Consider the following 21,888-nt stretch of genomic DNA (forward strand, 5'->3'; position numbering starts at 1 on the left):
CCATCCCTTGAGCGCATAGCCCTACGAGCCTCGCCGAACCCGCAGGTCAGACCAGTCGTGCCACCGGCAGCGCCTCGCCCGACAGCGGACCCACCGGCACCTCCGCCGCCAGCTCGGCCAGGTACCGGGCACGGGGCATCGGCTCGGCGCCGAGGCTGCGGACGTACGGCCCGTCCCACTGGGCGTCGAGCAGTCGCCCGCCGGCCGCGGCGAACCGCGCCCCGAGGTCGGCGACGGCGACGCGGGCGGCGTCCGGACGGCGGTGGAACATCGAGTCGAGGCTGAGGACGGGCCCGACGGCCACGCCGAACGCCCCGCCGACCAGCTCCTCCCCCTCCCACACCTCACCGCTGTGGGCGACGCCGAGAGCGTGCAGCCGGGCCAGCCCGGACCTCAACTCCTCGGTCAGCCAGACGGGTCGGCGGCCCTCGGCGCAGCGGGCCAGAACCTCGCCGAAGGCCCGGTCGGCACTGGTCCACCACGGCGACCGGTGGCGCAGCCGCCGGGCCAGCCGGCTGCCGAGCCGGACGCCGCCGGGCGACAGGACGGGCCGGGGGTCGGGCGACCACCAGGCCAGCGCGTACGGATCGTCGCCGCCGGGCAGCAGCGCCGACTCCCCCGTCCCGACCGCCCGTTCGTACCGCGCCTCGTTGTACGCGCTCGCGTACTCGTCCGCCGCCGGCATCGGGAACAGGCCGCGCCGGTACGCCGCCAGCAGCTCCTGCGCTCCGAGCCCGGCCCCGAACGCCACCGGCCCGTCCCCGGGCCCGCCTCGGACGTCCACCCCGTCGAAGACGCTCATCCGCGCCGCGCCTCCGGCGGCGGCCCGAGGAAGCCCTCCGCGGCCAGCCGGCGCAGGTAGTGGTCGAGCAGCCCGGCGTCGACGGCGGGCAGTTCGATCCCGCTGCCGGCGAGCGCGGCATCGGTGTTGGTCCGGTCGAAGCGCGGGAAGGTGGGCCGGAAGTACATCTCACTGAGCGACAGCTGCGACCCGGGGGCGCGGTCGACGAACAGCGGGACGAACGGCGTGATGGGGTGGCCGGGGTGCCCGGCGGCGAACCGGACCAGGCCCTGCACCCACTCCCCGTACGGGAGTTCGGCGATCGGGTGGCCGCGCGCCCGGAGCCGTTCGGCGAGGTCGGCGAGGACGGCCGGGTCCGGCGAGGTCAGGTGGTAGACCTCGCCGTTGGCGGGGGCGTGGGCGGCGATGTGGGCGACGGCCCGTCCGAACCGGTCGGCCGGCACGAAGTCGAGCAGCAGCCGCACGTCCGGGCAGGTGCCGCTGTCCGCCAGGTACTTGATGAGCGCGCAGATCTCGGTGCCGGTGTTCATCACGCCGGTGGCCAGATCCCCGGTGACGTCGTTGGTGCGCAGCACGGTGACCGGCAGCCCGGCGGCGGCCGCGTTGTGCAGCAGCTGTTCGGCGACCCACTTGCTCTCGACGTAGCCGACGCCGAGCTTGTCGGGGTGGGCGAGCGGGGTCCGCTCGGTGACCTCGCCGACGCGGGCCGCGCCGAAGCCGGCCAGCACGGCGAGCGTGGACAGGTAGTGCACGGGTATGCCCCGGCTGTGCCCGGCGAGCCGGACGATCTCGCGGGTGCCGCCGACGTTGGGCCCGCGCAGCTGGTGGTACGGGTAGATGAAGTTGACCTGCCCGCCGAGGTGGTGGATGGCGTCCAGGATCCCGGCCAGCCGGTCGAACTGACGCCGCGTCAATCCGAGTCCGGGCTCGGCGAGGTCGCCGACCAGCGGCACCACCCGGGTGTCGACGAGGTCGTGCCGCAGGAAGCGCTGCTGGGCGGCGCGCAGGCGTTCCAGCGCGTGCTCCTCGTCCGGGGCGCGGACCAGGCAGTGGATCCGGGCCCCGGTGGTGGCGAGCAGGGCGTGCAGCAGGTGGGCGCCGCAGAAGCCGGTCGCGCCGGTGAGCAGGATCTCGGCGGGCTCGGCGCGGCTGGGCGCGGGGCTCCAGGACTGCGCCACGGGGTGGGTGAGTCGGGCTTCGGCGGCCCAGTCGACGGCGGTCTCGCCGGTGCCGGAGCCGTCGGCGCGGGCGAGCCGGACGGCGGTCGCGAAGGCGCGCAGGGTGGCGTCGCGCAGCAGGGCGCGGGTGAGCGCGCGGATCCGGGTGACGTCGATGCCGAGCATGATCCGGGCGCGGGCGAGCATCTCCATGGCGAGCAGCGAGTTGCCGCCGAGGGCGAAGAAGTCGTCGGCGGGGCCGACCTCCTCGACGCCGAGCAGTTCGGTCCACAGGTGCCCGATCGCGGCCTCGACGGTTCCGTCGAACGCGTGCGGTCCGTCGTCCGGCGCACGGGGCCCGCCGTCGGGCGTGTTCGACCCGCCGTCGGGCCGGTGCGCCCGTGGCTCGGCACGTGCCAGGAGGCGGCGGTCGACCTTCCCGGCCGGGGTGAGCGGCAGGTCCGCCAGCACCACGAACTCGGTCGGGACCAGGTACGCGGGCAGCCGTTCGGCCAGGTAGGCGCGGATCCGGACGCGGCGGGCCCAGGATCCGGCGGCAGTGCCGGCGTCGGCAGCGCCGTCGGCGAGCGTGTAGTAGGCGGTGAGCACGTGGCTGCCGTCGGCGGCGACCCGGGCCTGCCGGACCTCGGGGTGGGCGGCGAGGACGGCCTCGATCTCGGCGGGGTCGACGCGGTAGCCGCGCACCTTCACCTGGTCGTCGAAGCGGCCGAAGATCTCCAGCTGTCCGTCGGCCCGCCAGCGCCCGGCGTCGCCGGTGCGGTACATCCGCTCGCCGGGCACCGGCGCGTACGGGTCGGGCAGGAAGGATTCGGCGGTCGACACGGGGGCCCGCCAGTAGCCGCGCGCGAGGCCGGGCCCACCGAGGTGGATCTCGCCCTTCTCGCCGGGCCGGACGGGATTGAGCCGGGCGTCCAGCACGTGCACCCGCACGCCGGGCAGCGGTCGGCCGATCGGCACCGGCGCGGCCGGCCCGCCCGGCGCGGCGTCCAGCAGGGCGGGGGTGACCTCGCAGAGCGTGGAGGTGACGGCGGCCTCGGTGACCCCGTAGGCGTTGACCAGACGGACGCCGGGCAGCCGGTCCAGGCAGGTGCGGCAGTCGTCGGCGTGCACGGCGTCCCCGCCGACCAGGACCAGCCGCAGCCCGTCCGGGCCGGGTCCGCCGGGCGGGAGCAGCGCGAGCACGTGGTGCCAGTACGCGGGGGTGAGGTCGACGACGGCGAGGCCGAGCTCGTCCATCCGCTGCACCAGTTCGGTGGGCGCCCAGGTGCGACCGCCGCCGGTGACGAGGGTGGCCCCGGCGTGCAGGGCCGCGAAGACCTGCTCCAGCGCGGTGTCGAAGCCGAGCGCGGCGAGTTGCAGGACCCGCTCGCCGGGGGTGAGCCCGTAGCCGCGGACGACCCGGTCGAGGGTGAACACCAGCGAGCGGTGGGTGACCGGGACGCCCTTGGGGGTGCCGGTGGTGCCGGAGGTGTAGATCAGGTACGCGAGGTCGTCGGGCCCGACGTCGTCCGACAGGGCGCCGTCCGACAGGTCATCGTCCGGCAGGGCGCCGTCCGGCCCGGCGCCGTCCGGCGAGCGGCCCTCGGGCAGCGGGCCGGTTGACCCCCCGGCGTCCACCGCGAGCGACTCGGCACCCGGCAGGTCCCTACCGTCCGTGACGGCCACCCGCGCCCCGCAGTCCTCGACGAGCCGGGCGAGCCGCCGCTCCGGGAACCCCGGGTCCAACGGCAGGAACGCCGCGCCCGCCTTCAGCACCCCGAGCCAGGCGACGACGAGGCCCGCCCCGCGATCGAGGCAGACCGGCACGACCTGCTCGGTGCCGACCCCGCGGGCCCGCAGCGCGCGGGCCAGCCGGTCGCTGCGCCGGTCGAGCTCGCGGTAGCTCAGCGTGGCGTCCTCGGCGATCACGGCGACCGCGTCCGGGTCGCGCGCGGCGCGGGAGGCGAACAGGCCGTGCACGGTGTCGGCCAGGCCCGCCGCCACCGCCCGCCCGCGGCGGTGCTCCCCGGGGAACCCGAGCCCGGGCGGGCGCCACTCGCGCGCCACGTAGGCCCGGCAGGCGGCGCGGGCGGCCGGCCCGTACACCCGCTGCCAACCGCCCGGCACGGTCAAGTCGCCGGGCCAGATCGCATACTGACCGTCGTCGTTTCGAACCACGGCGTGACGCCCGGAGTTCACATCCGTGCGTACGCCCTGTGCGCTGTCTGCTGCGTCGTCCACCGGCTTGACCTCGTGCTGTGGCGGCAGAATGCTGGGAGGTGCGACATTTCCGACTATACGCACTCACGCCACAGGGAGAGCGTCCGATCGCGATCCGACCGGACGTGACGGTCCTGTGCGCCCGTCGGCCCGGAACGAGATGACCCCTCCACCGCCAAGACCCGCCCTCGCCCGAACTCCCCCGTCCGACCGGCCGGGTGGCGTCGCGGAGGAGGTAGCCTCGTTGACACCTCGGCGACAACGCCTGATGGTCTGTTACCTGCTGTGGATGGTGCTGCTCACCGGCATCTACTACGCCTTCCCCGCACAGCGGATCATCTGGTGGACGGGCATCGGCCTCGGCGGCGTCGCCGCCATCGTGGTCGGCGTCCGCCTCAACCGCCCCGCGCACGCGCTGTTCTGGTACCTGCTGGCGCTCGCCAACCTGAGCTTCTCCGCGGGCGAGGTCGTGCAGGTCGTCCAGACCCAGTTCCTGCACCTCGACAACCCGTTCCCGTCCGTCGCCGACGGCTTCTACCTCGCCGAGTTCGTGCTGTACGCGGCCGGCGTGCTCGGCTTCATCCGCTGGCGCACGGCCCGTCAGGACCGCGCCGGCCTCCTCGACGCGCTGATCCTCACCATGGGCCTGGCGCTGCTCGCCTGGATCTACCTGATCCTCCCGTACGCCCTCAACCCCGACCTCGGCTGGTTCCAGAAGGCCGTCTCGATCGCCTACCCGCTCGGCGACGTGGTCGTCCTCGCCCTGCTGCTGCGCCTGCTGACCCCGCGCGGCGGCAACAGCCGCTCGCTGCAACTGCTCGCCGTCGGCACCGTGGGCATCCTGGTCTCGGACACCCTGTACGGGCTGATCCAGTTGCACGGCGGCTGGCACATCGGCACCGGCGTCGACCTCGGCTGGGCCGCGTTCTACACCGCCTGGGGCGCGGCCGCGCTGCACCCGTCCATGGTCGAGCTGACCAGACCGGTCCCCACCCAGCAGCCCGACCTGAGCGCCGGCCGCCTCGGCCTGCTCACCCTGGCCTCGCTGATCGCCCCGGCCATCCTGATCATCGAGTCGCTGAACGGCAACACCCGCAACGCGGGCGTGATCGGCGCCTTCTCGGCGCTCCTCTACCTGCTGGTGCTGGCCCGGCTGGCGGTGGTCGTGGCCGCCCGGCGGCAGGCGATCGCCCGCGAGCGGGCCCTGCGCGAGGCGGGCGCCAGGCTCACCGCGGCCCTCAGCGTCGAGGAGGTCGCGGACGCCGTCCAGGCCGCCGCCTCCACCCTGATGCCCACCGAACCCGGACACGTCGCCCTGCTCGCCGTCACCCAGGCGGGCGTCCTGCACGTCCGGCACGCCGAACGCGGCGCCGCCCAGCACCTCCTCGGCCCCGCCGCCGACTCCGACCAGGCGCTCGCACTCGCCGCCTACCGGGAGACCCGGCTCCTGCCCATCGAGGACATCGGCAGCGACCTCGCCGCCCGCCTCGACGGCATGCCCTCCGCCCTGCTGTGCCCGCTCACCCTCGACGAGCGCCCCTCCGGTGACCCGCTGATCGGCGCGCTCATCGTCACCGGCACCGCACAGGAACTCACCAGCCTGTGGGGCTCGCTGGAGATCCTGGCCGGGCAGGCCGCACTGGCCGTCGAACGGGTCGTGCTGAGCCAGGAGGTCAACCGCCGCAACAGCGAGCTGTACTTCCGCACCCTGGTGCAGAACGCCAGCGACGTCATCCTGATCCTGGACGCCGACGACAGCGTCCGCTACGCGTCCTCCTCCGCCGAACGGGTCCTCGGCCACCCCAGCCTGGACGGCACCCTGCTCACCGACCTCGTCCCGCCCGAGGACAGCCGGACCGTCGGCAAGGCCCTGGCCCGGATGCGCGGCCCGGCGGACCCCCCTGCCGCAAGCCCGCCGTCACGTGAACAGCCCCGCGAGCACTGGCAGCTGCTGCGGCAGGACCGGACCCCGATCGAGGCCGAGGTGCGCTTCAACGACCTGCGCGCCGACCCGACCGTCGGCGGCCTGGTGCTCACCCTGCGCGACGTGACCGAGCAGCGCCAGATGGAGCGCGAACTCACCCACCGGGCCTTCCACGACTCCCTCACCGGCCTCGCCAACCGGGTGCTGTTCCAGGACCGGGTCGGCCACGCGCTGTCCCGCGGCCAGCGCAGCGGCGCCGTCACCGGCGTGCTCTTCCTCGACCTCGACGACTTCAAGGTGGTCAACGACACCCAGGGCCACGCGGTCGGCGACGAACTGCTGGTCGCCGTCTCGCTGCGGATCTCCACCGCCCTGCGCAGCTCGGACACCGCCGCCCGCCTCGGCGGCGACGAGTTCGCCATCCTGGTGGAGGACGCGCTGCTCCCGGCGGACGTGGACGCCATCGCGGACACCGTGCTGACGGTGTTCGCCGAACCGTTCAGGCTCAGCGCGGGCGCCGTCCGGGTCGCCGCCAGCATCGGCGTCGCCACCACCGAGGACAGCGTGGACGCCACCGAACTGCTCACCCACGCCGACCTCGCGCTCTACTCCGCCAAGGCGGCCGGCCGCCGCCAGTGGCGCCACTACCAGCCGGCCCTGCAGGCCGGGCTGGTGGAGCGGCACGAGCTGAACGAGAACCTGGACACGGCCATCGCCGAATCCGCCTTCCAGCTCTATTACCAGCCGATCGTCGACCTGCGCACCGGCGATCTGGTCGCCTTCGAGGCGCTCGTCCGCTGGCCGCACGACCGGCGCGGCATGGTCCTGCCCGACGAGTTCATCGCCCTCGCCGAGGAGAGCGGCCAGATCGTCCCCCTCGGCGCCTGGATCCTGGAACGCGCCACCCAGGAGGCCGCCGCCTGGCACGCCGCCAGCTCCGCCACCCGCGCCGCCGCCGGGCGGCCCCCGCTCCGGGTCAACGTCAACGTCTCCGCCCGCCAGTTCCGCGACGCCGGCTTCGTCGACGTCGTCCGCGGCGCCCTGCGCACCTCCGGCATCGACCCGCACGCCCTCGTCCTCGAACTCACCGAGTCCGTCCTGATGCGCCGCGACGACCGTGTCCGCGCCGACATGGCCACCCTCAACGGCCTCGGCATCGGCATCGCCATCGACGACTTCGGCACCGGCTACTCCTCGCTGTCCTACCTGCGGGAGTTCCCGATCTCCGTCCTCAAGATCGACAAGTCCTTCATCGACGGCCTCGGCCTCTCCCCCCAGCAGTACGCCCTCGTCGAGGGCATCGTCCGCATCGCCGACACCCTCGACGTCCAGGTCATCGCCGAGGGCATCGAACACCCCGAACAGCGCGACCTCCTCGCCACCATGGGCTGCCCCCTCGGCCAGGGCTACCTCTTCGCCCACCCCCTGACCGCCCCCCAGGCCCGCGCCCTCGTCGGGGACACCACCTACGAGCAAGTCTGACGCGGCGCACCCGGGGATTCCGCCCGGGATTCGGCCGTGCCGTGCCGCAAGACCCGCCCGGGCCCACCCCGCACGCGGAATGTTTCGCCAGGTGAACAATTCTGACGCCCGGTCGAACGACCTCCACGCAGATACGGGATCTTCCCTGCCAGTCGCGCCATACCAGACATAGCGTCACATTTACCTATCCAATACCCCTTTTCATCACTGGCAGCGACTGATCCGTTACGAAATCTTCATCACTGGTGGTCATTTGAGATCGTTTGGGAATGAGAGATTGTCATTCGGCTTGATGTAAGCCATTCCCGACAATGGCAATCTCTTGAGAGAGTTTTGATGTCACGACGTTCTCGGGCCTCGTCCGCATTCGCGGCCGGGGCCTTCTCTACGCGTCGAATGCGGCCGATATCGGCACTTCTGACGCTCGGCCTGCTGGTGCAGGCCGGAGTGGTGGTGGACGCGGTGACCGCCGCTCCGGCCGCCGCCGCACCCACCCCGCCCACGCCACCCGCCGCGCCCGCCACGGAGGCGCCGGACGAGGCGTCGGCGCTGCTGTCCGCTCGGCTGCAGAAGCGGCGGATCGAGGTCACCAACGCCCGGACGGAGTTCACCACGCTGTGGGTGAACCCGGACGGCACGCTGACGTCGGACCGGTCCACCGGGCCGATCCGGATGAAGGTCGGCGAGGCCTGGGTGCCCGTCGACACCACGCTGGTGCAGACGCCCGACGGCAAGGTGGTTCCCAAGGCGCACCCGGGCGGGGTGGTCTTCGAGGGCGGCGACGCCGGGGTGACGGTGGGCGACAGCCTGCCGGGTGCCACGGTCCCGACGGCTGCTCCGACGACCCCGGCCGCTGCCCCGACGGCTGCCGGATCGCCCAGCGCGACGCCGACCGCGGCCGCCGAGCCGACCCCGACGGCAAGCTCGACGGCAACGCCGCCGGCCACCACCGCGCCGTCCGCGTCCGCTCCGGCCTCCGCTCCGGCCTCGACCCCGGCCTCGGCCGACCCGACCCGGGCCTCTCGCGGTGCGGCACGTGCCGCCGCCCCGGCCGCCGACCCGCAGCCCGCCGACCAGAAGCCCGCCGAGCGCGAGCTGGTCAAGATCGGCTCCGGTGAGCAGCAGGTCACGTTCGGCTGGCTGGGCAAGCTGCCCAAGCCCAGGCTGGAGGGCAGCAAGGCGACCTACGTCAACGCCCGCCCGGGCGTGGATCTGGTGCTGCAGGCGACCCGGACCGGCTTCGAGCAGTTCCTGATCGTCAAGGACCGTTCCGCGGTATCCCAGGCGGGCACCCTGACGATCCCGCTGGACACCACCGGTATGACGGTGGCACCGCAGCAGGACGGATCGATCCAGCTGCTGGACAAGGCGTCCGGCAAACCGGCGGTGAAGATCCCGACTCCGGTGATGTGGGACGCCGCAGTCGACCCCGCGTCGCAGGAGCACCTGAACCGGGCACCGGTCAAGGCCGACGTGCGCGGACAGGGCACGGACACCGAGTTGGTCTTCACCCCGGACGCGGCGTTCCTCGCGGACGCGAAGACGCAGTATCCGGTCACCGTCGACCCCGTCGTCAACGTAGACGCCACGTACGACACTTACGTCCAGACGAACGAGAGCTTCGACGCCTCCTCCTCGGAGGACCTGAAGCTGGGCAGCTACGACGGAAAGGTCGCGGCCCGGTCGTTCCTGACCTTCCCGGGCGCGGACTTCAACGGCAAGCAGATCCTCGGCGCCACGCTCAACCTGTACAACTACCATTCGTCCTCCTGCGTCCCGAAGCAGTGGGAGGTCTGGGAAGCCGGCGGTGCAGGCCTCTGGACGCGGTGGAACAACCAGCCGTCGTGGGGGAACAAGTACGCCACCTCGAACGACACCTGGGACGCCGACGGAGGGGCGGACGCGCACGAGTGCTCCGGGTCCGACGGTACGGCCTGGGCACGTGCCGACGTCACAGACCTGGTCAGGTACTGGGCCGGGTTCGGCTACCGCGACTACGGCATCGGCCTCAAGGCGGCGAACGAGTCCGACAGCCTGTCGTGGAAGCGGTTCAGCTCGGCTGAGGGCGGCGCCCCGCCGTACCTGTCGATCACCTACAACACCGTCCCGGCCACCCCGGCAACCGTCGAGGTTCAGCCCTCGCAGCAGGGCAACCCGCGCTACACCTCGGACGCGAACCCGCGCTTCCAGGTGCAGGCGGCCGACCCCGACGGCGACCCGCTGACGGTCTACCTGGACCTCTGGCGCGGCGGCACCTTCCTCGGCAGCATCGCCCGGGCGACCCCGAACGGCGCGATCGCGACCGTCCGCCCGTCCGACTACGGCATCGCCAAGCTCGACGAAGGCGTGCAGTACACGATCTGGGCCATGCTCGACGACGGCAAGTCCCGCTCCGGCTGGGTCGGCACCAACGTCATCGCCGACACCGTCAAGCCCGGTACGCCGTTCGTGAGTTCGTCCGACTACCCGGCGGACGGGCTCTGGCACGGCACCGCCAACCAGGCGGGTTCGTTCACCTTCTCGCCCGCCCCGGGCACTGACGACACGACGGCCTACGTCTACACCCTGGACGGCGGCACCCCGGTGACGGTCGCCGCGACCGGCGCGCTGACCACGTCGATCACGCCGACCACCGAGGGCCGGCGCGTGCTCAGCGTGCAGTCCAAGGACCGCGCGGGCAACCTCTCCCCGCCCGCGACCTACACGTTCCAGGTCGGCCAGGCGGGCATCAGTTCGCCGGTCAACGGCACCCAGACCGCGAAGCGCGTCAAGCTCGCGGTCGACGCGCAGACCCAGTTCAAGCGCGTCGTCTACCAGTACCGCCGCGGCCCCGGCGCCACCGAGTACGACGTCCCGCACGCGAACCTCACCAAGGCGGACAACACCGCCGTCACCGAGGACAAGCCGCGGCTGGCGGACCTCGGCCCGCACGCCAACTGGAACGTGCTGGACACCCTCGGCCAGGTCGGCGGCGTCGTCCAGGTCCGGGCGCTCCTCTTCCCGGAGGACGGCTCGGGCAACGGCTACGCGACCGTCTGGAACACCATGACGGTCGACCGCAACGCCGACGGCGCGGCCGGCGCCGACATCGGCCCCGGCTCGGTGAACCTGCTGACCGGTGACTACTCGACCGATGTGACCGACGCCAATGAGTTCGGCATGTCGGTCAAGCGCGCCACGTCCTCACGTGACCTCGGCCGCGGCTGGCAGCCGCAGGGCGAGCGCCTCACCGTCAACCAGCGCCAGATCAGCACGGACACCACCGGCTTCGCGCCCGGACAGGCGGACATCGCCCGGTCAACCGAGCGAGGCCACGACAGCTCCACCGACTCGCTGCTGGTCACCTCGAAGGGCCAGCTGGACTCCTATGCCGGCATCGGCCCGGACGACCAAACGCTGTCCCTGGGGATGAAGCCGGGCCGCACCTACCGTCTGACCGGCTGGATCTACGTCCCGGGCGCCACCGGCCTCAACCCGGACTTCGGTGACCGCGGTCTGCGCCTGGCCGGTTTCGTCAAGACCGCGGCCGGCTACAGCAAGGTCACCTCCGACAAGGCCGGCTACACCGACGCCTGGCAACAGCTCTCGGTCGACCTGACCGTCCCGGCCGACGCCACCGAGGCCTTCTTCCGCCTCTACAACGGCTTCACCGCCGCCGGCAAGCAGGTCTTCTTCGACGACCTGTCGGTGAAGGAGATCGTCGCCCCGTTCGGCCCGCAGTGGGCCGGCGGCCCGGATGCCGGTGCCGGTTCGGACTACCGGGCGCTGTCCTTCCCGCAGTCCGACCTGGTCGAGATCAAGGGCAACGACGACACCTCGCTGACCTTCGCCAAGGGCAGCGACGGCACCTTCTTCCCGGAGCCGGGCGCCGAGTCCCTGACCCTGAAGGCGGTGCCCGCGAAGTCGGGCGCGATCGTCCTGTCGACCACCGGCCAGTGCCTGGAGGTGCCGAACGGTTCGGCCGGCAACGGCGCCGGGCTGCGGCCCGCTCCGTGCACGGGCGCGTCCAACCAGCAGTGGACCCGCGGGGACGACCTGACCCTGCGCCTGCTCGGTTACTGCCTCGACAACCCCTGGGGCCAGACCGACAACGCCACCCCACTCGTCCTGTGGGGCTGCAACGGCGGGGACAACCAGCAGTGGGAGGTCCGCACCGACGGCATGGTGACGAACCGTCACTCGGGCAAGTGCCTGGACGCCGACAGGGGTGCCTCCATCTGGGTCTGCTGGGCCGGGCCCAACCAGATCTGGGACGTCCAGACCGCCGGTACGACGTACGAGCTGACCGAGCTGGACGGTTCGAAGACCGTCTTCGCCCGCCAGGCCGGCTCCAGCATCTACCAGGTGGTCAGTGACAGCGGCCCGGACGCGGCCTCGACCACCCGCTACCAGTACGACACCACCGACGGCCGCTCGCTTGTCAAGCGCGTCATCCCGGCCGTCGAGCCCGGTGTCGACGACGTCAACGGCTGCACCGTCGACCCGCTGCCGCGCGGCTGCGAGGTGATGGAGTACGACTACGCCAAGGCGACCACCGCCACCTCCTCGACCCCGGGTGACTACCTGGACCGCGTCCGGGGTGTGAAGGTCTGGTCGTGGAACCCGGCGACCTCCATGCAGGAGGCCGTCGAGGTCGCGCACTACGCGTACGACGACCGCGGCCGCCTCGCCCAGGTGTGGGACCCGCGCCTGGCCACCCCGCTGAAGACCGCGTACGGCTACGACGACGCCGGCCGGGTCACCCGGATCGGCAGCGCCGGCGAGCTGCCGTGGAACTTCGACTACGGCAAGGCCGCGGCCGACCAGGACCCGGGCCGTCTCCTCAAGGTCCGTCGCAGCACGCTCGCGCCGGGCAGCAAGGACCAGGTCAACGGCGAGAACGCGACCAACGTCGTCTACGAGGTGCCGCTGACCCGCGGCGCCGGCGGTCCGTACGACCTCGCGGGCGCGGATGTGGCCAAGTGGGCGCAGACCGACGCGCCGACCGACGCCACGGCCGTGTTCGGGCCGGAGGACGACCCGGGCACCAACACCGCCTCGGCCGCCAAGCCGGGCGCGGACGGCTACAAGCCGGCCACCGTCCACTACCTCAACGCCTCCGGCAACGAGGTCAACACCGCGACGCCGTCCGTCACCCCCGGCGGTGACATCGACACCAAGGAGTACGACCGCTACGGTCACGTCGTGCGCTCCCTGAGCGCGACCAACCGCTCGATCGCGCTCGGCACCCACCCGGACGCGGACAAGTTCGCCGCCGAGCTGAACCTGACGACGGCCGACTCCGCCTCCCGGGCGCGTCTGCTGGACTCACGCACCGCCTACACGGCCGACGGCCTGGACGTGGTGGACACCCTCGGCCCGGTCTACCGCGCCTCGCTCGCCGAGCAGGTGGGCGGCCAGACCAACCCGGTCTCCGTCACCTTCGAGGCCGAGAAGCTCCCGCAGCTGGGCACCAACACCAAGGTCCAGGTCGACAGCGACTGCTGCGGCCTGGCCTGGTCCGGCGGCGCCCAGCTCAGCATCCGCGGCACGGCGGCGGGCGCGTTCGACAGCATGCGGGTCACCGTCCCCGAGGAGGGCGACTACGTCCTCTCCGGCCAGCTCACCAAGTACACCGACCACGGCGTGATCCAGTGGTCGATCGACGGGCAGAACGTCGGCCAGCCGATCGACACCTACATAGCCATCCCGGCGGTCGCGCCGTACACGGTCGGCCAGGCGGTGCACCTGGCGCGCGGCGACCACGAGCTCAAGCTCACCGTCACCGGTACCAACACCGCCTCCGGCGGCGAGCGCTTCCACGCGGGCGTCGACACCGTCACCCTCACCAAGACGACCGTCAACCCGACCCTCCCGGCCGGTACTTCGGTCGTCGCCCGGGACCACAACACCAACACCTACGACGAGGGGAAGCCCGACGGCCAAGCCTACCACCTGGTCACCACCGCCACCGACGGCGCCCGCATCGACGGCTACGCCGACGACGTCGAACTGCGCGTCACCAAGACCGGCTACGACGCCCCGATCGGTGGCACTTCCGGTTGGACGCTGAAGTCGCCGACCTCGGTCACCACGGACGCCATCGGCGCCAAGCTGACCTCTCTGGTCAGGTACGACGCGTTCGGGCACGCGTTGGAGTCCCGCAAGCCCGGGTCGAACGGCAATGACGCCGGGACGGTCAGGGCGGTGTTCTACACCGCTGGTGCCAACCCTGACGACGCAGCCTGCGGCAACCGACCGGAGTGGGCCGGCCTGGCCTGCGTCACCATGCCGGGCGGTGCGATCACCGGTGGCGACGAGACCAGGATGCCGACCACCTTGCCGGTGAAGCGGGTCACCCGCTACTCCCCCTTCGCCGAGCCGGAGGAGTCGACCGAAACCAACGCGGGCAAGTCCCGTAAGACCGTCACCGTCTACGACGGCCTGGACCGGATCGTCTCGACCGAGATCACCTCGGACGAGGGCAAGCCGCTGCCGAAGGTCACCACCGAGTACGACCCGGCCACCGGCGACATCGTCAAGACGACCGCCGGCGGCAAGTCGCTCACGCGCGTCCTGGACGCGCTTGGTCGGCTGACCTCCTACACGGACGCCGACGGCGGCACCACCACCACGGAGTTCGACAAGTTCGGCAAGCCGGTGAAGGTGAGCGACCCGACCGGGTCCACCGCCTACGCCTACGACCGGGCGAAGGAGCCCCGCGGGCTGGTCACCTCCGTGACCGACAGCGTGGCGGGCGAGTTCACCGCCAAGTACGGTCCGGACGGCCAGTTGGTCGAGCAGACCTACCCCGGCGGGATCGTCCGCAAGGACACCTTCAACGCCGTCGGTGAGGCCACCGGCCGTACCTACACCCGTAGCTCCGACAACTCGGTGGTCTGGGCGCAGACCACCGACATGTCCACCCAGGGCCAGGTGGCCAAGGACACCAGTTCCACCGCCACCCGCTCCTACCAGTACGACCGGCTCGGCCGGCTGGTGAAGGCCGAGCAGACCACGGTCGCCACCGGCTGCGTCACCCGGCAGTACGCCTTCGACGCCCACTCCAACCGCCTGTCCAAGCAGACCTCCCCGCGCGGGGCGGCCGGCGAGTGCAGCACGGCCGGGGCCACGGCGGAGAACCACACCTACGACAGCGCCGACCGACTCACCGACCCGGGCTTCACCTACGACGCCTTCGGGCGCACGGTGAAGACCGCCACCGGTGCGACCAACACCTACTGGGCGAACGACCGCGTCGCCGCCCAGGAGAAGGGGGACACCAAGCAGGAGTGGGCCGTCGACGCCGCCCACCGCCTGACCGCGTTCACCACCAGCAAGAAGCAGGCGGACGGCTCCTGGGCCAGCGCCACGTCGAAGCTGAACCACTACGGCGACGACTCGGACCAGGTCCGCTGGACCATCGAGGACACCACGCAGGGCACCCTGACCCGGAATGTCACGGGTCCGGACGCCAGCTTGGTCGCCACCACCAGCAAGACCGGTGACGTCCAGCTCCAGCTCACCAACCTGTTCGGCTCGGTGGTCGTCACCACCGACACGGCGCTGACCAAGCCGGTGGTTCTGGACTTCGACGAGTTCGGCATCCCGCAGGACGGCCAGGCGAACGTCCGCTACGGCTGGCTGGGCGGCAAGGAGCGCTCCGCCGAGGCCCTGGACGGCGACATCCTCATGGGTGCCCGCCTCTACAGCCCGGCCCTGGGCCGCTTCCTCCAGGTCGACCCGGTGCCCGGCGGCAACGCCAGTGCCTACGACTACTGCACCGGCGACCCGATCAACTGCACCGACCTCGACGGCAACTGGGGCATGCCCAAGTGGCTGAAGAAGACGGTCGAGGTCGTCGCCAAGGTCGCCGAGGTCGCCGCCTATATCCCCGGCCCCATCGGCGCCGTCGCCGCCGCCGTCTCCTCGGTCTCCTACGCGGCGACCGGCAACTGGGAGAAGGCCGCCGAGATGGCCGTGACGGCGGTCGCACAGACCGTCGGTGCCGGACCCGTGGTCAAGGCAGCGGCAGCGGTGGTGAAGACCACCCGGGTCGCCTCCCGAGTGGACCGCGCCGCCGGGGCGGTCAAGGCCGCGTACAAGGCCACGACGACAGCAGCGAAGCGGGTGCTCGGCAGTTGCAACTCCTTCGCGCCCGACACGCCGGTCCTACTGGCTGACGGCACCTACGCGGCCATCGGGTCGATCGAGGCCGGCGACGCCGTCGTCGCCTACGACCCGGCCACCGGGGAGGAGGTCGCCAAGCCGGTCCTGGCGGTCATCGTCGGGTACGGCGACAAGCACCTGATCACCCTGTCCACCGACGCCTCGGGCGACGCTCCCGGCATCGAGGTGACCGCGGAACACCCGATGCTCGTCGAGGGCAAGGGGTGGACCAACGCGGTCGACGTGCGGGTCGGCGATCACCTGGTGTCCCCGGACGGCGGACGCCTGCTGGTGACGGCCGCCGTGGACCGCGGCCTCGTCGCGGACCAGCTGGTCTTCAACCTCAACGTCGGGGACGTTCACACCTACGTGGTGGGAACGGATGGCGGCGACGCTGTCGCGCACAACAGCAGCTGCAACGTCAACAACATCTCCCAGTACCGCTGGAATCACATCTGGGAGCGCCACGTCCTCGACAAGAACCCGAAGTGGACGCACAAGAGCAAGTTCAACACTCGCAATCAGGCGAAGATCCATTCCATGATCAAGAAGACCGTCAAATCCGGCTCGCAGAACGGCGGCAACTACACTCTCAAGTTCAACAAGGCCGTCGGAAAGCAGCAGGCCAAGGACGGTGGCGGTAAGGCGTACCACGTGACCGTGGTAACACGGCGCGGAAAGATCATCACGGCGTACCCGCACTGATCCGCACCAAGTAACCCATCATTCAACCGGCGGGGTTGTCGCGTGACGGCAACCCCGCCGGCCATCCGTGCAAGGAGGTAGGGACATGGGACTGTCCATCCAACTGGTGAATACCACGCTGACCGCAGAAATGGAGCGCCAGGCAAAGGGGAAAGGGAAGGGGAAGAAGGGACAGTCTGCCGTGTCCGACATCGTTTCGTACCTATTGGAAGACGGAGAGTTCGAAGCGGTGCTGACCACAGTCGGTCGGGATGCCCTTCCGACGCTGGCGCGCATCGACCCCTATGACGACACCGAATTCGACCACTACTTCTGCGAACTGGCTCTCGCCGAGCTCGACCGGGTCGCCGGCCGTCCCCTCTCCGTGGCGGAGAACTCCTTCCTCTCCGAACTCCGCCTGATGTTCCAGCAGGCCCTCTCCGAGCCCGCCTACATCGTTCGCTTCATCGGCGACTGAACAGGCACGGCGACAGGAGCTCGGTCACCGTGCGCCGCCTCACAAGCCGATGCACCGTTGGAGGCGCTTCGCGCTGGAGTTCCACGACGTCGGCGAGCTGGTCATGCACCAGAACGCGGTGAGCTCGGACGGCTGGCAGGGTGATCCTCCGGAGACGCCGGACGGGATCGACTCCGTCACGTACTACGAGTACGGCGCCGACCTGCCGCCGGTGTTCGAGATTCTCGCGTCCACGCTCCGGCTGAAGTTCCGGGCCTGGGAGGTGGCGCTGCGCCCGCTTGCGGCGTAGCACCAGATTCAGGGAGCGTCGGCCCTCGCGATCGGTTCTCAACCGACCGCGAGGGCCGTTCCGCGTCCACCGTGGCTCCAAGGGCGAGGTCCACGGCCACCCGTCGGGCCCTGGGAGGCGCTGACGTAGGCTTCCCCGTTTCCTGCACGAGTCCGGCCCGGTGCTTTGCGGTGCTACCGCGAAGCACCGGGCCGGCGCCACGGCTTTCAGGCTGCATCCCGAGGGCCACGCCACAGGGGAGTGTGTGTTCCCACCAGCCGTGGAAGGCGACGGGGCTGGTGGGAACGAGGAACGGCTGCTCGCCGACGTCGTCGGCGGCGCAGGGTTCGCGCTGCTGTCCAGCAACGAGCTCGGTCGCACGATCCCCCTCCGCCTTGCGGACGCCGACGGGCCCGTCACTCTCTACGAAGCACTCTTCTCGTTCGACTGACCCGACGTCCGCTGGAGGGTGCGGGCGAGCCGGTACGGCGGGCCCTGATCCACCCGAGCCGAACCCCTGCGGCGACGACTCGGACCACGTCCGCCGGACCGTCGAGGACACCACCCAGGGCACCCTGACCCGCAACGTCTCGGGCCCGGACGCCGACCTGGCGGCCACCACCGGCAAGACCGGTGACGTCCAGCTCCAACTGACCGACCCGTTCGGCTCGGTGGCCATCACCACCGACACCGTGCTCACCGAGCCGAACGCGACCTCCTCGCCGCCATGGGCCGCCCCCTCGGCCAGGGCCACCTCTTCGTCCGGTCAGCCTTCCGCGCCACCGTTCACGCGAGGGGCGCCGACTCCAGTGCCCGGGAGAGGGCGGTGAGGAGGGGGAGGGTGGGGGCGGCGTGGCCGGCCTCGATGGCGCGGATCTGGGCCTCGGTGAGGTCGGCGCGCTTGGCGAGGTCGGTGGTGGAGAGGCCGAGGGCGGTGCGGCGCTGGTGGACGGCGCGGGCGAGGGCCGCGGCCGGGTCGCCGTCCGGGTGCGCGGGGAAGTCCTCGATCAGCGGGCGTGCGTGGTTCACCGAATCTCCTCATCGACCCGTGGGGTCGCACAGCCTGACACACGGTCAGGGAGAGGAGGGAGAAGCGGCGGTCAAGATACCTTGACCGCCGCTTTGCCGTCCGGCTACTTGACGGGGTGCGGGTGCCCGAGGTGGGGGAAGGCGGGGAGGAGATCGGCGTGCGGGGGGATGTGGTCGCTGGTGATCTTGCCGCCGGAGACCATGGTGAGGCGGGCCGAGGTCACGTCGTCGACGAGGGTGCGGCCGTTGGGGTAGGCGGCGGGGCGGGAGCGGTCGTAGCGGAGGATGTCGGGCAGGACGAGCTTGAGGGCCTCGGTGGCGGCCTCGGTGGTGTAGTCCCCGGCGTGCTGGAGGACGGCCGTCCAATCCTCGCGGTAGGTGTCCCAGTCGTCGGCCGGCTCACCGGCGTTGTACGCGTCCTTCACCTCCTCCTGGTTGAAGTAGGCGGTGAGGGAGGGGTGCGCGCCACGGTCGACGGAGAGGAGCCGGCCGCCCTCGCGGAGGCTGACCCGGGCCCAGACGCCGATCGTCGGGTCGGGGCCGAGGTCGGAGTCGGGGACTTCGAGGGCGATGCCGAAGATGTTCGTCTCGGCCATCGCGTCCTTGCCGGTCCAGGTGAAGTCGTTGACGATCCCTTCGAGGTCGGCGAAGAAGGGGTCGCTGCGCAGTCCGACCGAGAGCTTGTAGCCGTCCGTCTCGACGACGTCGGGCGCGTCACCGAAGGCGACCGGGACGGCCGAGAAGAGGACGTCGCCGGCGGCTTCGTGCCGCTGGGCGGCGGTGCCGGTCGCGCGGTGGACGGTGACGGTCTGTCCGCCGGTGCCGGGGGCGGAGAAGGTGAAGGAGTAGGCGACGTCGGCGCGGTGGTCGCCGTCGCTGTCGATGTTGATCCGGTAGACGGCCTGCGGGTGGAACTCGGCCGCCCGGGTGGGGGCATAGGGGTTCACGTTCATGATCAGGACGGTCCGGTCGGACGCGTCGGCGGCCGGGAAGGCGAACAGGTCGGTCAGGTCGAGCCGCGCGTCGCCTCGGGGGGAGCGGAGGTTGGGGCCGCTGAGGTGGTGGGACATGGGACTGTCGTAGCAGGGCCCGCCCGGGCCGGTCCCGACGACACCCGTACGGAGCGCGGCTGTCCGCTGATCAGCGGACAGCCGCCACCCCGCACATGCCCGACCCGGAGCGGCCGCCCCGGAGCGGACCGACCCGAGCGGACCGGTCCCGCGCTACGGCGTCTCCGCCCGGATCTCGTCCAGTGACTCCCCCAGCACCCCCTTCGCCCGGGTGAACCAGTCCGCGATCACCGCGATCTCGTCCGGCGTGTAGTCGGCGAACAGCGCGCCGATCCGCTCGTAGAACGGGCCGTAGACCTGGAGGATGCGCGCCTGCGCGTCCTCCGCCATCACCACCCGCACCCGGCGCCGGTCGGCCGGGTCCGCCTCCCGGCGCGCGTACCCGGCCTTCTCCAGCCGGTTGAGCACCCCCGTCACGGCGCCGGTGGTCAGCTGCGCCCGCTCGGCGAGGTCGCCGGCGGCCAGCGCCTCGCCGGCCAGCGCCGCCTCGATGACGAAGCCGAGGCAGGTCAGGTCGGTGACGTTGAGCCCGAGCCGGGCGGCGATGTCCTGCTGGCCGAACTGCGCCAGCGCGATCATCCGATCCATCGCGTACAGCGCCTGCTCGGGCGTCGCCTGGGGGCGCGGCTTGCCCTTCACCCGGGATCTCCTTAGCATCTAAGTAACTTATCTCGTGAGATAAACGGCCTGGGGTCGTTCACCACCACCCGCCCATCACACCAAACGAGGAGACATGAGCGCACACGGCGACCACGACATGGGGCACACCATCGCCGGCTGGACCGGCTCCGTCATCGCGATCCTCGGCTTCGCCGTCGCAGGCGCGGCCCTCATCCTCGCCTCACCCGCCGGCCTCTGGCTCGGCGCACTGCTCGTCGCCCTCGGCGCCCTCGCCAGCTGGCTGCTCCACCTCGCCGGCCGGGGCAAACCCACCGGCGCCCGCCCACCGCACCTCCAGCACTGGCGCACCCCCGACCCGGCCGGCCGCCGAGGCCACCCCGACTGCCTCGGCTGCCGCCTGGTCGGCCGCGCCCCCGACCGCGCCCCGGGCCCGACCCCCGTGCGGGACCGGCAGCGCGTCGAGGCCTGAGCGCCTGCACCGACCACCCTCGCCCCTCAAGCGGACTTGAGGTCAAGGGCGGGCCGGCCGGCACCGTCCCCGTCCGGTGCGGCTCCGCCAGGCGCGCCGGACCACCGCGGCCCGCTCCGGGGCCGCGGTGGCGGGTGGCGCCGGGTCAGACGGCGGTGCCCTTGGTGGCGGGGGCGGTGGGTGGGGTGGTGGCGCCGGCGGTGGTGCCGAGGGCGTGCTCGACCTTGGCGACGGCGGTGCGGTACTGCACGGAGGCGAGTTGGGAGGAGTCGCCGTCGCGCTGGTAGAAGGCGAAGGCCATGCCGACGGTGCCGAAGCGTTCGATGCCGACGAAGGCGTTGAGCTGGACGCCGGCCAGGGTGCCGTCGAGGCGGACGGCGGGGGCGTCCTGGCGGTCGCCGAGGGCGATCGGGGTGACGGTGAAGGTCACCGCGTCGTCGGTGCCGGAGTTGAAGGTGATGGTGCGGCAGTTCTTCAGGGCGTCGGTGGCGCTGTTGAAGTCCGTGGCGAGTTTGGCCGGGTCCTCGGCCGTGAGGGCCTCGGTCACCAGCGGATTGCCGTCCTGACCGTCCAGTTCGACCTCGACGTGCGGGGTCGAAGGGCCGGGTTCGCCGGTGTGCATGTTGATCAGGGCGCTGAGGGCGTCGCAGCCACTGGCCGGCGTCGGGTTCTCCTCGGGGCCGGGGCCGGCCGTGCTGGGGACCTCCGTGAAGCCGGGCCCGACGTCGTCGACGGTGAGCAGCGCCGACGTGAGCCGATCGGTGGAGGGCAGGTCCTGGGTGGGCGCCACGGCCGTGGCGAGGTGGGCCGGGCCGAAGGTGACCGCCGCGAGGAGGGCTGCGGCGGTGAGGGCGCGGAGAGGCCTCGGGAGATACATGGATTGGCCCCCGGTCGAGAGTTCGGGCAGGGACAGGTCACCAGTGTCCCACCGGGGCCGGGACGGGGCGCGCGGGGAGCCGGAATGCGCGGGAAACCCGCAGGTCAGGACCGGTCCGGCGGCAGCGCTTCGAGGGTCTCGGCGAGCCACTGCACCCAGAAGGCCTCCAGGCCGATGCCGGCCCGCAGCACGGCGTGTTGGAGGCGGTTCTCCCCGTCCGCCGCCTCGGCCGGGAAGTCGTGCCGCTCGATCTCCAGGTAGTCGTCCAACTGCGCGCGGTGAAGCGTCAGATGGCGCTGCAGCTCGGCCGCCAGGCCGTCCGTGCCGACCACGGCGGCGGCGCGCAGCCGCAGCAGCAGCGGTTCCCGGACGGCGCGGGGCGCGGCGCCCTCGGCCGTCCAGCGGGCCAGTTCGGCACGGCCCCCGGGCAGGACCTCGTACTCCTTCTTCTGCCCGCGGACGGGGCCGGACGGCTGGAGGGCCCGGATGTGTCCGGAGGCCTCCAGCCGGCCCAGTTCGCGGTAGATCTGCTGGTGGGTGGCGGGCCAGAAGAAGCCGATCGACTTGTCGAAGCGCCGGGTCAGCTCCAGCCCCGAGGACGGCTTCTCCAGCAGGGCGGTGAGGATGGCGTGCGGCAGCGACATGCCGTCGATCGTACG

Annotated in this window: 13 protein-coding genes; 6 read left to right on the forward strand and 7 right to left on the reverse strand. The window is 71.9% G+C overall.

The window, feature by feature from the left end:
• Positions 1-46: 46 nt before the first annotated feature.
• Positions 47-802 carry a leucyl/phenylalanyl-tRNA--protein transferase gene (locus ACIO5E_RS06045; protein ID WP_400664232.1) on the reverse strand — a complete coding sequence of 252 codons (756 nt, stop codon included), beginning with the start codon at positions 800-802 and terminating at the stop codon, positions 47-49.
• Entirely contained in the window at positions 799-4,263 is a 3,465-nt protein-coding gene (locus ACIO5E_RS06050) for an amino acid adenylation domain-containing protein (RefSeq protein WP_400664234.1), read from the reverse strand. Before ACIO5E_RS06050 ends, ACIO5E_RS06045 begins: the two co-directional genes overlap by 4 nt.
• A gap of 160 nt (positions 4,264-4,423) precedes the next feature.
• On the opposite strand from ACIO5E_RS06050, the gene ACIO5E_RS06055 reads away from it, so the two are divergent.
• The 5 genes from ACIO5E_RS06055 (at position 4,424) to ACIO5E_RS06075 (ending at position 17,614) form a co-directional block, all read left to right on the forward strand.
• Positions 4,424-7,585, forward strand: a complete 3,162-nt coding sequence (locus tag ACIO5E_RS06055) for an EAL domain-containing protein (protein WP_400664236.1) — start codon at positions 4,424-4,426, stop codon at positions 7,583-7,585.
• Between the two features lie 396 nt (positions 7,586-7,981).
• Positions 7,982-16,438 (forward strand): ricin-type beta-trefoil lectin domain protein, encoded by an 8,457-nt coding sequence (locus ACIO5E_RS06060; RefSeq protein WP_400664240.1) that lies wholly within the window; start codon positions 7,982-7,984, stop codon positions 16,436-16,438.
• 85 nt (positions 16,439-16,523) lie between these two features.
• On the forward strand, positions 16,524-16,895 hold the full coding sequence (locus ACIO5E_RS06065; RefSeq protein ID WP_400664242.1) for a hypothetical protein: 372 nt from the start codon (positions 16,524-16,526) through the stop codon (positions 16,893-16,895).
• 49 nt (positions 16,896-16,944) lie between these two features.
• Entirely contained in the window at positions 16,945-17,184 is a 240-nt protein-coding gene (locus tag ACIO5E_RS06070) for a hypothetical protein (protein ID WP_400664244.1), read from the forward strand.
• Positions 17,185-17,443: 259 nt separating this feature from the next.
• Positions 17,444-17,614 carry a hypothetical protein gene (locus ACIO5E_RS06075; protein WP_400664246.1) on the forward strand — a complete coding sequence of 57 codons (171 nt, stop codon included), beginning with the start codon at positions 17,444-17,446 and terminating at the stop codon, positions 17,612-17,614.
• 335 nt (positions 17,615-17,949) lie between these two features.
• On the opposite strand, the gene ACIO5E_RS06080 is transcribed toward ACIO5E_RS06075, so the two are convergent.
• The 3 genes from ACIO5E_RS06080 to ACIO5E_RS06090 all read right to left on the reverse strand — a co-directional run bounded on the left by ACIO5E_RS06080 (position 17,950) and on the right by ACIO5E_RS06090 (position 19,901).
• The gene (locus ACIO5E_RS06080) at positions 17,950-18,192 is read right to left on the reverse strand and encodes a helix-turn-helix transcriptional regulator (RefSeq protein ID WP_400664248.1); all 243 of its coding nucleotides are present in this window, start codon (positions 18,190-18,192) and stop codon (positions 17,950-17,952) included.
• A gap of 104 nt (positions 18,193-18,296) precedes the next feature.
• The gene (locus tag ACIO5E_RS06085; RefSeq protein WP_400664250.1) at positions 18,297-19,262 is read right to left on the reverse strand and encodes a DUF4331 family protein; all 966 of its coding nucleotides are present in this window, start codon (positions 19,260-19,262) and stop codon (positions 18,297-18,299) included.
• A 153-nt stretch (positions 19,263-19,415) separates the two neighbouring features.
• Complete coding sequence (locus ACIO5E_RS06090; protein ID WP_400664252.1) at positions 19,416-19,901, reverse strand: MarR family transcriptional regulator; 486 nt, start codon at positions 19,899-19,901, stop codon at positions 19,416-19,418.
• Between the two features lie 94 nt (positions 19,902-19,995).
• On the opposite strand from ACIO5E_RS06090, the gene ACIO5E_RS06095 reads away from it, so the two are divergent.
• Positions 19,996-20,352: an HGxxPAAW family protein gene (locus ACIO5E_RS06095; protein WP_400664254.1), complete on the forward strand. Its 357-nt coding sequence runs from the start codon at positions 19,996-19,998 to the stop codon at positions 20,350-20,352.
• A 145-nt stretch (positions 20,353-20,497) separates the two neighbouring features.
• Here ACIO5E_RS06095 and ACIO5E_RS06100 read toward each other — a convergent pair whose 3' ends face one another.
• Together ACIO5E_RS06100 and ACIO5E_RS06105 are read right to left on the reverse strand one after the other, a co-directional pair.
• Positions 20,498-21,229, reverse strand: a complete 732-nt coding sequence (locus tag ACIO5E_RS06100; protein WP_400664256.1) for a hypothetical protein — start codon at positions 21,227-21,229, stop codon at positions 20,498-20,500.
• 104 nt (positions 21,230-21,333) lie between these two features.
• The gene (locus tag ACIO5E_RS06105) at positions 21,334-21,873 is read right to left on the reverse strand and encodes a PadR family transcriptional regulator (RefSeq protein ID WP_400664258.1); all 540 of its coding nucleotides are present in this window, start codon (positions 21,871-21,873) and stop codon (positions 21,334-21,336) included.
• Positions 21,874-21,888: the final 15 nt, after the last annotated feature.

Origin of the sequence: Kitasatospora sp. NPDC087314 (genome assembly GCF_044744365.1) — a bacterium.
In the GTDB taxonomy this organism is placed as follows: domain Bacteria; phylum Actinomycetota; class Actinomycetes; order Streptomycetales; family Streptomycetaceae; genus Kitasatospora.